This window comes from Arachnia propionica (genome assembly GCF_003932785.1).
Taxonomy (GTDB): domain Bacteria; phylum Actinomycetota; class Actinomycetes; order Propionibacteriales; family Propionibacteriaceae; genus Arachnia; species Arachnia propionica_B.
In genome coordinates this window covers 1-12,727 of record NZ_RQYT01000011.1, presented here as the reverse complement: position 1 = coordinate 12,727, position 12,727 = coordinate 1, and the positions used below count along the sequence as shown (strand labels likewise).

Below are 12,727 nucleotides of genomic sequence, written 5' to 3'. Positions count from 1 at the left end.
CGTGGATCCATTCGTTGAACCGCACCTGAACTGGCGTCCCGTCGAGGGGGACGACTGGGTGGCCGTGACCGAGTTGCAGGCGCAGGTGGCCATCATCGACGAGCCGCTGGTGACCCCGGTGCTCGACCTGCTGGAATCGCTGCCCGAGGGCAGCGAACGCGGGATCGCGGTGGGAGGCTGGGACGACTACGGCAGCCTGCTCGCGTTCGCCTGGAACCACGTGGACCCGGATGCGACCGATCCCCTCGTCCATCTCCTCGGGACCATCCATCCCACGCACCGGCACCTCGGGATCGGGGCCAACCTGTTGCAGTGGCAGATCGACCGTGCCGTGGAGTGGCGTGACGTGACGCGGCCGGGCGAGCCGCTGCGGCTCCAGTGCTTCGTGGAGGGCAATCCGGCCCAGGAGCAGCTGCTGGTCCAGCGGGGCTTCCGGCTGATCCGCTGCCTCGCCGACATGACCCGGCCGCTCCACCCCCTCCCCTCGGTGCAGGTTCCCCAGGGGGTGGAACTCGTCGAGTTCTCCGAACGGTTCAGCCAGGAGGTCCTGGCTCTTCATCGGGTGTGCTTCGAGGCGCCCTTCTGCGCGCAGCGGTGGGCCGAATCGTTGTCGGCCCCCAGTTTCCGCGCCGACTGGTCGGTCGTCGCGCTCCGGGACAAACGCCTCATCGGGTACTGCCTGAACGGCCTCGTCAGTCACACCGAGGGTGTTGAGGACCAGGGCTGGTGCGACCGGTTGGGGGTGGCCCCCGAGGAGCGGGGTCATGGGATCGCCGAGGCGATGCTGGCCCGGTCGATGCGGGCCATGGCCGCTGACGGCATCCAGTCGTGTGGCATCAGCGTCGACGTCCCCAGCCGCGGCATCTCCGAGTGGCTGACCCGGGTGCTGGGCTACGTCGAGTGCGACAGCGTCGCCTCCCTGGAACTCGTGATCGACTGACCGACATGGCCGCTCGGGGACGGCGATGACTGCCCGGACCCGGTCACTGAGCTATGCTGCGCCTTGCAGTTGAGACCACCACGCAAGGACGGGGACGAATGAGCGGCCACTCCAAATGGGCGACGACGAAGCACAAGAAGGCAGTCATCGATGCCAAGCGCGGCAAGCTGTTCGCGAAACTCATCAAGAATGTCGAGGTCGCGGCGCGACTGGGTGGCGGGGACCCCGCCGGCAACCCGACCCTCTACGACGCCATCCAGAAGGCGAAGAAGTCGTCGGTGCCCAATGACAACATCGACAGGGCGGTGAAGCGGGGCTCCGGGGCCGAATCCGGTGGTGCCGACTACGAGACGATCATGTACGAGGCCTACGGGCCCTCCGGGATCGCCATCCTCATCGAGTGCCTCACCGACAACCGGAACCGATCCGCCTCGGACGTCCGGGTGTCCGTGACCCGCAACGGCGGCACCATGGCGGATGTCGGTTCGGTGCAGCGGCTGTTCTCCCGCAAGGGAGTCGTCGTGGTGCCCAAGCAGCAGGGGGAGCGGGAGCTCACCGAGGACGATCTGCTGGAGGCCGCCCTTGAGGCGGGGCTCGAGGAGGTCAGCGACGAGGGCGAGAACTGGGAGGCGATCTGCGACCCGAACGACACCGTCGAGGTGCGCAAGGCCGTGGAGGCCGCCGGTTTCGAGTACGACTCGGCCGAGGTGCAGTTCGTCGCCTCCTTCGACCAGCAGGTCGACAGCGTCGACGTGGCCACCAAGGCCTTCCGGATCATCGATGCCCTCGAGGACTCCGACGACGTGCAGAACGTCTACACCAACCTTGATCTCACGGATGAGGTCGCGGCGGCCCTCGAGAACGAGGACTGATCCGCTACCATCGAACTGATGTTCGAGAGCAAGCGAATTCTGGGGATCGACCCCGGCCTCACCCGATGCGGTATCGGGGTGGTGCACGGATCGGTCGGGCGCCCGCCGTCCTTCGTCGCGGTGGGGGTGGTGCGCACCCCCACCGAACTCGACGTCGCACGTCGGCTCCTTGCCCTCGAGGTAGGACTCGAGGAGTGGTTCGACCGGTGTCTGCCCGATGTGGTGGCCATCGAGCGGGTCTTCGCGCAGCACAACCGGGCATCCGTCATCGACACGGCGCAGGCGGCCGGGGTGGCCGCCCTCGTCGCCGCCCGAAGGGGCATCCCCGTCACCCATCACACGCCGAGTGAGGTCAAGGCCGCGGTGAGTGGATCGGGTCGGGCCGACAAGGCCCAGGTGACGGCGATGGTCACCGCCATCCTCAGACTCGACGCGCCGCCCAGGCCCGCCGACGCCGCCGACGCCCTGGCCCTCGCCGTCTGCCATGCCTGGCGGGGTGGACACACCAATCGTTACGCCGCTCTCGTCGCGGCAGCCAAGGGAAGGTCATGATCGCTCAGCTCTCGGGAACCGTCGTCCGCGCCGGGACCACATGGTTCGTCATCGATGTGGGGGGAGTGGGCTTCCACGCCCAGTGCACCCCTTCGACGGCGGCGGCGCTCCGCCCCGGGGAGCAGGCCACCGTCCACACCTCCATGGTGGTGCGCGAGGACTCCCTGACCCTGTTCGGGTTCGCCACCGACGTGGAACGGGACACCTTTGAACTCGTGCAGGCACCCAGCGGGGTGGGTCCCAAGGTGGCGCTGGGCATCTGCTCGGTCCTGGCCCCCGCGGAGCTCAAGCGGGCGGTGCTCGCCGACGATGCCCGCGCCATCTCCAAGGCGCCGGGGGTGGGGCCGAAGATGGCCCAGAAGATCATCCTCGAGTTGCGGGACAAGCCGGCCCTGCTGGCCCTCGACGACTCCGGCGTCGACACACCCCGCCCGGCACCCGGGGCCGGCGAGGAATGGCGGGATCAGCTCACCGAGGGGCTCCAGGGGCTCGGATGGTCGGCGAAGGATGCGGCCCAGGCCTGCGACGCGGTGGCGGATCGGGCGGCCGCCGGGGCCCCCGTGGGGGAGCTCATGCGCGCGGCCCTGAGCTCACTGGCGAAGCGCTGAGGAGGCGACGATGGACGAGTCAGCGGTCGATCCGAACCGTCGCGGCGAGGAGAAGGACTTCGAGGCGGCACTGCGTCCCAAGCGGCTGGCGGAGTTCGAGGGGCAGCCCCGGGTGCGCAACCAGCTGGGGCTGGTGCTGGACGCGGCCCGTCACCGTGGGACGAGCCCCGATCACGTGCTGCTCTCGGGGCCGCCGGGACTCGGCAAGACCACCCTGGCCATGATCATCGCCGCCGAGCTGGGGGTGAACCTCCGGATCTCCTCCGGGCCGGCCATCCAGCACGCGGGGGATCTCGCCGCCATCCTTTCCGGGCTGGATGAAGGGGATGTGTTGTTCCTCGACGAGATCCACCGGCTCGCGCGCCCGGCGGAGGAGATGCTCTATCTCGCCATGGAGGACTTCCGCGTCGATGTCGTCGTCGGCAAGGGACCCGGCGCGACGGCAATTCCCATCGACCTGCCACCCTTCACCCTCGTCGGTGCGACCACGAGAGCCGGATTGTTGCCGGGCCCGCTCCGCGATCGTTTCGGATTCACCGCACAACTCGAGTTCTACGATTCGGCGGATCTGGCGGGAATCGTCGCGGGATCGGCCCAGAAATTGGGGGTGGCATTGGTGCCGGATGCGGCACGGGAGATCGCTGGGCGTTCCCGCGGCACCCCCCGGATCGCGAATCGCCTGCTCCGGCGGGTTCGGGACTACGCCCAGGTCGCCGGGGAGGCGAGCGTCGGTGTCGATCACGCCCGGGCCGCCCTGGACCTCTACGAGGTCGACGCCCGCGGGCTCGACCGACTGGACCGTGCCGTGCTGGGCAATCTCTGCACCCTCTTCGGCGGGGGACCCGTGGGCCTGTCCACCCTGGCGCTCAGTGTGGGGGAGGAGACGGAGACCGTCTCCGAGGTGGCCGAACCCTTCCTCATCAGGGAGGGACTCATGATGCGGACCCCACGGGGCAGGGTGGCGACGGGGGCGGGATGGCGGCACATGGGTTTGCAGCCGCCCGTCGATGGGGCTTCTCTGTTCGATTGAGCTATCCTGACCATCGGTCTGTCACGCCCACAACTCTTGAAGGACTTGTTCCATGATTGAAATGATGCTCATGATGGTGGGAATCTTCGCCATCATGTACTTCCTGCTCATTCGTCCGCAGCAGCGGAGAATGCGGGAACAGCAGGAAGCGGTCAACGCCCTCGGCCCGGGAGCGCGTGTGCTGATGCAGAGCGGCATCTATGGCACCATCACCCATGTCGGGGACCGGCAGGCCATCGTGGAACTGGCCCCCGGCACCGAGGTCACCATCCTCAAGGCCGCCATCATGCGCGCCGCCACCGCGGACGAGGAGGAGTTCGAGTTCGACGACGAGGCGGATGACCTCGGGGTGGAGGAGGTCAAGGACCTCACCGAGGACGCCGACGTCGCCCCCGTCATCCCGGATGAGGCCGACGAGAAGAACTGATCCATGGCAACCACATCCCGCAAGCCCCGTCCGGGGCTCGTCCTGACGATCTTCCTGGTCTGTGTCGCCGCGCTGTTCGGCATCATGGCCATCGGGCGGATCTGGACCCCGAAACTCGGTCTCGACCTCCAGGGCGGCATGACCATCACCCTCACCGCAACCAACTCCACGGTGGAGGCGGACAATCTCGAACTCGCGCGACAGATCATCCAGAACCGCGTCGACAGCCTCGGGGTGAGCGAGGCCGCCGTCACCACCTCGGGTGATCGGCACATCGTCGTCTCGGCCCCCAACGTCCAGCGCGACGACCTGGTCGACCTCATCGGGAGCACGGCCCAGCTGTCCTTCCGGCCGGTGCTGAGCTACCAGCCGGTCGCCCCGGTCGAGGAGAACGGTGTCGACCGACTCCCCACCCCGACCCCGGAGCCGGGAGCCGTCGGCACCCAGCTGCCCGTCGATCAGGTGGTCGCCTACCAGGCGAGCGCCGAGGAGCAGAGCGCGTTCCACAGCTACCAGTGTGGCGACGAGGTGGTCGAGCCCCTCGACAAGGCCACCTACGCCTGCGACTCGACCAAGACCATGAAGTTCCTGCTCGGCCCCGTCGCGATCATCGGGGAGCGGGTCACGAACGCCGCGTCGACGGTCCACGCCGGCCAGGTGCAGAACGTCGTCGTGCTCTCCTTCGACGCGGAGGGCACGGAGCAGCTGCGCGCCATGACCACGGCGCTGGTGAACAAGCCCGACCCCACCAACCAGTTCGCCGTCGTCCTCGACGGGGTCGTCGAGTCCAATGCCGCTGTGCGCAGCGCCATCAACGACGGCAACGCGGAGATCTCCGGCAACTTCACGCCCGAGTCGGCCGCCCAGCTCGCCAACATCCTGCGTTTCGGTTCGCTGCCGCTGAACTTCGAGCCCTCCCAGGTGGAGACCGTCTCCGCCACCCTCGGCGGCGAGCAGCTGCGGGTCGGTCTCATCGCCGGCCTCATCGGGCTCGGGCTCGTGATCGGGTACTGCCTGCTGTACTACCGTGGCCTGGGCCTCGTGGTCATCGGCTCGCTCGCCGTCGCCGCCCTGGCCACCTACGCCTCCATGGTCATCCTCGGCGAGGCCATGGGATTCACGCTCAACCTGCCCGCCATCGCCGGCGCCATCGTGGCCATCGGCGTGACGGCCGACTCGTTCGTCATCTACTTCGAGCGGATTCGCGACGAGATCCGGGACGGCAGGAGCCTGAAGTCCGCCCTCACCACGGGGTGGACGAAGGCCAGGTCGACCATCGTCGTGGCGGACATGGTGTCCATCCTGTCCGCGCTGGTGCTGTTCATCCTCGCGGTGGGTGGTGTGAAGGGCTTCGCCTTCGCCCTCGGTCTCACCACGCTGATCGACCTGGCGGTGTGCTTCTTCTTCACCAAGCCGCTCGTCCAGGTGCTCGGCAGGACCAAGTTCTTCGGGCAGGGACACAAGCTGTCGGGTCTCGACGCCTCCCACATGGGGGTCACCCGTGACTCGCTGCTCGGACGTCGCCGCCGCTCCACCCAGATCGTCAAGGAGGCCTGATGACCAGCAAGCACGGTCTGGCACATCGTTTCTACTCGGGGCAGGTCTCCTACGACTTCGTCGGCAAGCGCCGCACGTGGTACATCCTCTCCGCGGTCATCCTCGGCATCTGTGTCGTCGGCCTGCTCGTGCGTGGCCTCGCCCTCGGCATCGAGTTCCGGGGCGGCACGGACTTCCAGGTGCCGATGGAGGTGACCGCCAGCACCGTCGACGAGGTGCGGGGCAAGGTCGACTCCTTCGAGGTGAAGAACCTCGGCGCCCAGGTCTTCTCCCTGGGGGACTCCGCCGTTCGGATCCAGACCAGGGCGCTCAACCCTGAGGAGACCAGCATCGTACGCGCCGCGATCGCGGAGATGGCCGGCAAGGAGCCCAAGGACGTCGCCTACACCGCGATCGGCGCCTCGTGGGGCAAGCAGGTGTCCCAACAGGCGCTCATCGCCCTCGTTGTGTTCATCCTGCTCGTGATGATCCTCATCGGCGTGTGGTTCAGGAACTGGAAGATGTCCCTGGCCGCCGTCATCGCCCTGGCGCACGACCTCGTCGTGACGATCGGCGTCTACGCGCTGGTCGGGTTCACGGTCACCCCCGCCACCATCATCGGTGTGCTGACGATCCTCGGCTACTCCCTCTACGACACCGTCGTGGTCTTCGACCGGGTGAGTGAGAACACCCGAGGCATCAAGGAGAGCCGCCAGACCTACGGGCAGGCGGCGAACCTCGCCGTCAACCAGGTGCTCATCCGCTCACTGAACACCACCCTCATCGGCATCCTCCCGGTCACCGCCCTGCTCATCGGCGGATCCATGCTCCACAGCGGCCCCCTCGCCGACCTCGGCCTGGCCCTCTTCATCGGCATGATCGCCGGCGCCTACTCGTCGATCTTCATCGCCACCCCGCTGCTGGTCCAGATGAAGGAACGCGAACCCGAGCAGATCGCCCACCGCAAGACGCTGGAGCGCCGGAAGGAACGTCAGGAGGCCCGTGCCGAACGTCGGGCGGCCGAGGCGTCGGAGGCCGATGCAGAGCCCCAGGAGGAGGCCGAAATGGTCGGGGCGGCGCAGCGTCGCCAGCGCCGGACCCACCTCAGCCGGGAACAGCGCAAGAGGCTGAACCGATGAATCTGGTGAGGTCCCTCATCACCGATGTCCCGGACTGGCCCAAACCCGGGGTCACGTTCAAGGACATCACCCCGCTGCTCGCCTCCCCGGAGGGCTTCCGGCAGGCGGTCGACGCCATCGCCGAATCCGCGCCGGGCGGCATCGACTTCGTGGTCGGGATGGAGGCGCGTGGCTTCATCTTCGCGGCCCCCGTCGCGTTGCGGCTCGGCGCCGGATTCGTGCCCGTACGCAAGCCGGGGAAGTTGCCGCGGGCGGTGCTGAGCGAGAGCTTCGCCCTCGAGTACGGGACGGAGACGCTCACCATGCACGTCGATGCCATGGTGGCGGGGGCGCGGGTGCTCGTCGTGGATGACGTCCTGGCCACGGGGGGCACGATCGCGGCCACGTCCGCGCTGCTCACCCGGCTGGGGGCCGAACTCGTCCACGTGAGCGTCCTGCTGGAGCTCACCTCCCTGGGCGGACGCGCCCGGCTGCTCGAGGCTGGCATCGACAGTTGCTCGGCGGTGGTGACGGACTAGCCATGCCCGCAAGGAAGCTGGTCCAGCGAGGCTACGCCACGTCGATGGTGAGCCTGCCGAGGCGTGACCTGCATCCCCTCAGGGAACTGGCGAAGAGGTTCATCCTGGCCTGCGTCCTGCTGTCGGTCAGCACCATCACGGTCTGGCTGGACAGGGACGCCTACGTGGACAACGTCCGCAACGACGGGGTCAGCTTCATCGACGCCCTGTACTACTCGACCGTCACGATGACGACCACCGGCTACGGCGACATCACGCCGCTGGCGCCGCACGCCAGGCTCCTCAACGCCATCCTCATCACCCCCATGCGCATCGGCTTCCTCGTCGTCCTCGTCGGGACCACGATCGCCGTGCTGGCCAATCAGGGCAACCGAATCATCCGTGATCTCCAGTGGAGGCGAGCCATGAGAAACCATGTCGTGGTCATCGGGTACGGCACCAAGGGACGCAGTGCCGTCAACACGTTGCGGCGTCACGGGGAGAAGGACGCGAGGATTGTCGTCATCGACAACAACGACGTCGCCGTCAACGAGGCGAACCTCGATGGCCTGGCGGCCTTCCTCGGGGACGCCACCCAACGTGAGCTGCTGCGTCGGGCGGAGATCAGCAAGGCCCGCAAGATCATCATCTGTCTCTCCCGCGACGACTCCGCCATCCTCTCCACCCTGACGGTGCGGCAGCTCAACCCGAGCGCGGCAATCGTCGTCTCCGTGCGGGAACAGGAGAACGTCCCACTCCTGCGTCAGTCCGGCGCGACCTCCGTGGTGACCTCCTCCGACACGGTGGGGCGGCTCATGGGGTTGTCGGCCGTGGGTCCCGAACTCGGCTCCATCATCCAGGACCTGCTGACCGCCGGCACGGGACTCGAGGTCAGCCAACGCCAGGCCGCCGCCCACGAGGTCGGCCAGACGCCGTCCTCCCTGCACAACGAAAGGGTGATCGGCATCATCCGTGGTGGCACCCTGCGTCGCTTCTACGACTCCACCGCATCCCGGATCGAGACGGGGGATCAACTCATTGTCGTCCGGCGCGCAGAACGCGCGGAGACGGACCTCGATCGGCTGTCCTGATGCGCGGATCGCCTGCGGGTGTGCGGTGACACTAGAATCCTGTCATGGCTGAGCAGGTGAGTGGACCAGGAGCGTTGCAACGCTTCGCGGGCGGGCCGGAACAGCCGCGGCTGCGCATGCGGCAGCGACTGGCCCGGCTCGGGGCGGTGCGGCCCCGCTCCGCCGTGCTCGACCCGTTGTTCAAGATCATCCAGGCCAGCCACCCCAAGGCCGACCTCAACGTCATCGAACGCGCCTACCGCATCGCCGAACACCACCATCACGGCCAGAAGCGCAAGTCGGGGGATCCCTACATCACCCACCCGCTCGCCGTCGCCACCATCCTGGCGGAGCTCGGAATGACCGAGCCGGTCATCGCGGCCGCGCTGCTGCACGACACCGTCGAGGACACCGACTACACCCTCGATCAGCTCCGTTCGGACTTCTCCGACGAGGTGGCACGCATGGTCGACGGCGTGACCAAGCTCGACAAGGTCACCTACGGCGAGACGGCCAAGGCCGAGACGATCCGCAAGATGATCATGGCCACCTCCGAGGAGGTCCGGGTGCTGGTCATCAAGCTCGCCGACCGGCTCCACAACATGCGGACAATCTCCTTCCTCCGCCCGGACAAGCAGGTGAGGATCGCCACCGAGACCCTCAACATCTTCGCCCCCCTGGCGCACCGGCTGGGCATGAACACCATCAAGTGGGAACTGGAGGACCTCAGTTTCCAGGCGATTGAACCGAAGGTGTTTCAGGAGATCTCCGAACTCGTGGCGCAGCAGGCGCCGGGCCGGGAACGCTACCTCCGGGAGCTCATCACCGACTTCCAGCAGCTGCTGGCGGAGAACCGCATCAAGGCGACGGTGTACGGCCGCCCCAAGCACCTCTACTCGATCTACCAGAAGATGATGGTGCGGGGACGGGACTTCGCCGACATCTACGACCTCATCGGGCTGAGGGTCCTCGTCGAGGAGGTGCGCGACTGCTACGCGGTGCTGGGGGTCGCCCACTCCAAGTGGAAGCCGATCCCGGGCCGGTTCAAGGACTACATCGCGAACCCGAAGTTCAACATGTACCAGTCGTTGCACACGACGGTGCTCGGGATCAGGGGCGAGCCGGTCGAGTTCCAGATCCGCACCCACGAGATGCACCGACGGGCGGAGTACGGTGTCGCCGCCCACTGGAAGTACAAGGAGAACCTCCGCAACGGCGTCACCCCGGAGCAGGCGGGGCTGCGGGCCATGCACCAGCTCGGCGTGATGAGCAAGGAGACCGAGGACCCCACCGAGTTCCTCGACTCGGTGCTGTTCGAGATCAATTCGGACGAGATCTACGTCTTCACCCCCAAGGGGGAGGTCGTGGCGCTCCCCGTCGGCGCGACCCCCGTCGACTTCGCATTCTCCGTGCACACCGAGGTCGGCTACCGCTGCATCGGGGCCCGGGTGAACGGCCGCCTCGTCGCGCTGTCGGCGAAGCTGGTCCAGGGGGACAAGGTCGAGATCCTCACCTCCAAGTCGGAGAACGCCGGTCCCAGCCGGGACTGGCTGAGCTTCGTCGCCTCGACGAGGGCCAAGCAGAAGATCAAGCAGTATTTCTCCCGTGAACGCCGCGACGAGGCCATTGAGACCGGCAAGGAGTCCCTGGCGAAGCAGCTGCGCCGCACCGGGCTGCCGCTGCAGCGTCTCCTGACCCTCGAGAACCTCACAGCGGTGGCGAACGTGCTGAGGCACCAGGACGTCCCCTCGCTGTACATGGCCATCGGCGAGGGACACGTCTCCGCCCAGTCCGTCGTCACCCATCTCATCCAGTTGCACGGTGGGGAGGACGAGGCGGTCGACACCATCACCGAGGACGAGGTGGTGCGTCCCCGCCGTCGTCCCCGACCGGCGAGTGAGGCGCGGGTGCTCGTCGACGGTGACCCGACGATCACCGTCAAGCTGGCGAAGTGCTGCCACCCGATTCCCGGCGACGAGATCGCGGGGTTCATCACCCGCGGCGACGGGGTCTCGGTGCACCGCGAGGACTGCAGCAACATGCCCGCCCTGCGGGAGACCCCCGAGCGCCTGGTCCCGGTGGAATGGGACGGCGACGAGGCGGGCCAGTTCGAGGTCACCATCCAGGTGGAGGGAATCGACCGGGCCCGTCTGCTCATGGATGTCTCCGCGGCGATCTCGGAGGCCCACGTGGATCTCCTCGAGGTGTCGATGACGACGGGGCGCAACCGCAAGTTCGTGGGACGGTTGACCTTCGAGGCCCCGGACCCCACCCACCTGCAACACGTCCTCACCCAGGTGCGGCGCATCCCCGGGGTCTACGACGCCTTCAGGGTGAATTCCTGAATCCCGTGTCACCTCGTGGGGTCGCGGATCGTGTTCGGGGTGTGAACGATGATGCGGAATCCCGATTCAGGGGGTTGTACGAGACGACATCCCCACGGGTGTACGCCTTCCTGAGAAGGCACAGTGACCCCGATCTGGCCGAGACCGTCACGGCGGAGGTGTTCGTCAAGGCGTGGCGGCATCTCGACTCGATGGGGCCGGAGCCCCTGGGGTGGCTCATCACCACGGCGAGACGGACGTTGATCGATCATCAACGCTCCCGATCGCGACGCGCCCGACTGACCGAGCAGATCCACATCCTCGAGCGGAGCGTTTCGCTCCCGGGGCCGGAGAGCGCCGTCGTCGAACGGCAGACGGTGCTGGCTGCCCTCGAGCGGCTGTCCGACACCGACCGTGAGGCGTTGCTCCTCGTGGGCTGGGACGGCCTCAGCCATGAGGCGGCGGCCAAGGTGCTCGGGATGAGCAAGTCCGCGTTCACGAAACGACTGGGGCGGGCTCGGCAACGCTTCGAGGAGTTGGTCGACCCCACCCACACCATCCGCCCCATCCCTGTGAGGAGCCCAGCATGACCGATCTGTCGAAACACCGTCCCGACTTCGAATCCGAGTTCACCCCGCAACGCCGTGCCGCGCTGTACGCGGAGATCACCGAGACGCGGGCCACCGGTCCCACCCGACGTCGAGGACCCGTCGTCGCCCTGGGCGTGGTGGCGGCCGCGGTGACGGCGGTGGCCCTGACCGCTCCCGTCCTCGTCCACCTGAACCGCCCGGGCCCGGCGCCGGCGGCTCAGCCCCGGATCAGCATGCCCGCGACGGCGTCGCCCACACCCGCCGCATCCGTTCCACCGGCCGAGAGTCCCGGGGTGCAGGCGGCGCTGACCTGGCGGGAAGGCGCCCAGGTCGCGCCGAGCGTCCTGGAGGAGGTGGCTGTCGCCTCGACGAAGGCCGTGGAACCCGCCGGGCAGGGATTCCGCCACCTCGTCGAGGTGATCGGATCCCGCGGCCCGAACAACGAGGTCATCCCCGAGACCACCCACGAGATCTACATGGACGCCGAGGGCTGGACGTGGACACGACGGGTCTCGGACGTCGAACCGGGAGTGGTCACGTGGCTGAAGCTCGCCCCCAACGAGGACCGGGAGTTGCCCACCGATCCGGTCGAACTCGACGCGGTGCTGCGCGGGCGGGGCGGCAACAACTCCGCGGATGAGCGTGTGTTCAAGGAGGCGACCAACCTGCTCTCGGCCCAGACCCGGCCCGAGGTGCGTGCCGCGGCGATCCGGGTGCTCCAGCGGATCGCCGAGAACCCGGAAGGACCGGGCGTGGGCAAGGAGGGAGTGCCGACGAACCCGAAGGTCACCGTGACCGAACTCCTCATCTCCGATGGCACGGTCGGGTATCGCGCCCACTTCGTGGATTCGGCGCTCGACCCGGAGGGCGGCCACAGCGTGCTCATCAATGCCGAGGGGATCCTCATCGGCGGGGACCAGGACAGGGACGCCAAGTTCTCCTGGGGGACGACGGTGACCGTCGATGAGCACGTCGCGGAGCTGCCGCAGGACTTCGTGGATCGGCTCGGCGCCGAGCGCGTGGAGATGGATCAGCCGGTCATCGAGGAGAGCTAAGAGGGTGCGCGGATAGGCGCATCTACTGCGGTCACCCCGGTGACCCCCTGACGACGTTGTCCTCCTTGAACGCACGATCCAGTGCGC

13 protein-coding genes are annotated in these 12,727 nt (G+C 67.7%); all 13 read left to right on the top strand.

The window, feature by feature from the left end:
- The first annotated feature begins 1 nt into the window (after nucleotide 1).
- The 13 genes from EII35_RS06640 (at nucleotide 2) to EII35_RS06580 (ending at nucleotide 12,640) form a co-directional block, all read left to right on the top strand.
- A complete protein-coding gene (locus tag EII35_RS06640; RefSeq protein WP_125227679.1) occupies nucleotides 2-940 on the top strand; it encodes a GNAT family N-acetyltransferase in 939 nt (312 codons plus the stop codon).
- A gap of 98 nt (nucleotides 941-1,038) precedes the next feature.
- The gene (locus tag EII35_RS06635; protein ID WP_125227678.1) at nucleotides 1,039-1,812 is read left to right on the top strand and encodes a YebC/PmpR family DNA-binding transcriptional regulator; all 774 of its coding nucleotides are present in this window, start codon (nucleotides 1,039-1,041) and stop codon (nucleotides 1,810-1,812) included.
- A gap of 39 nt (nucleotides 1,813-1,851) precedes the next feature.
- The gene (gene ruvC, locus EII35_RS06630) at nucleotides 1,852-2,364 is read left to right on the top strand and encodes a crossover junction endodeoxyribonuclease RuvC (protein ID WP_125227737.1); all 513 of its coding nucleotides are present in this window, start codon (nucleotides 1,852-1,854) and stop codon (nucleotides 2,362-2,364) included.
- Entirely contained in the window at nucleotides 2,361-2,972 is a 612-nt protein-coding gene (ruvA, locus tag EII35_RS06625) for a Holliday junction branch migration protein RuvA (RefSeq protein WP_125227677.1), read from the top strand. The genes ruvC and ruvA overlap by 4 nt, the downstream gene beginning before the upstream one ends.
- A 10-nt stretch (nucleotides 2,973-2,982) precedes the next feature.
- Nucleotides 2,983-4,002, top strand: coding sequence for a Holliday junction branch migration DNA helicase RuvB (ruvB, locus tag EII35_RS06620; protein WP_125227676.1), 1,020 nt, complete (start codon nucleotides 2,983-2,985; stop codon nucleotides 4,000-4,002).
- Between the two features lie 52 nt (nucleotides 4,003-4,054).
- Nucleotides 4,055-4,429: a preprotein translocase subunit YajC gene (yajC, locus tag EII35_RS06615; RefSeq protein ID WP_125227675.1), complete on the top strand. Its 375-nt coding sequence runs from the start codon at nucleotides 4,055-4,057 to the stop codon at nucleotides 4,427-4,429.
- 84 nt (nucleotides 4,430-4,513) lie between these two features.
- On the top strand, nucleotides 4,514-5,986 hold the full coding sequence (secD, locus tag EII35_RS06610; protein WP_395858231.1) for a protein translocase subunit SecD: 1,473 nt from the start codon (nucleotides 4,514-4,516) through the stop codon (nucleotides 5,984-5,986).
- Nucleotides 5,986-7,104 (top strand): protein translocase subunit SecF, encoded by a 1,119-nt coding sequence (gene secF / locus EII35_RS06605; RefSeq protein WP_125227673.1) that lies wholly within the window; start codon nucleotides 5,986-5,988, stop codon nucleotides 7,102-7,104. The genes secD and secF overlap by 1 nt, the downstream gene beginning before the upstream one ends.
- Nucleotides 7,101-7,622, top strand: a complete 522-nt coding sequence (locus EII35_RS06600; RefSeq protein WP_125227672.1) for an adenine phosphoribosyltransferase — start codon at nucleotides 7,101-7,103, stop codon at nucleotides 7,620-7,622. The genes secF and EII35_RS06600 overlap by 4 nt, the downstream gene beginning before the upstream one ends.
- Nucleotides 7,623-7,624: 2 nt before the next feature.
- Nucleotides 7,625-8,692, top strand: coding sequence for a potassium channel family protein (locus tag EII35_RS06595; RefSeq protein WP_125227671.1), 1,068 nt, complete (start codon nucleotides 7,625-7,627; stop codon nucleotides 8,690-8,692).
- A gap of 44 nt (nucleotides 8,693-8,736) precedes the next feature.
- A complete protein-coding gene (locus tag EII35_RS06590) occupies nucleotides 8,737-11,016 on the top strand; it encodes a RelA/SpoT family protein (protein WP_125227670.1) in 2,280 nt (759 codons plus the stop codon).
- Between the two features lie 5 nt (nucleotides 11,017-11,021).
- Nucleotides 11,022-11,585 carry an RNA polymerase sigma factor gene (locus EII35_RS15870; protein WP_260465043.1) on the top strand — a complete coding sequence of 188 codons (564 nt, stop codon included), beginning with the start codon at nucleotides 11,022-11,024 and terminating at the stop codon, nucleotides 11,583-11,585.
- Nucleotides 11,582-12,640, top strand: a complete 1,059-nt coding sequence (locus tag EII35_RS06580) for a hypothetical protein (protein WP_125227668.1) — start codon at nucleotides 11,582-11,584, stop codon at nucleotides 12,638-12,640. Before EII35_RS15870 ends, EII35_RS06580 begins: the two co-directional genes overlap by 4 nt.
- Nucleotides 12,641-12,727 lie beyond the last annotated feature (87 nt).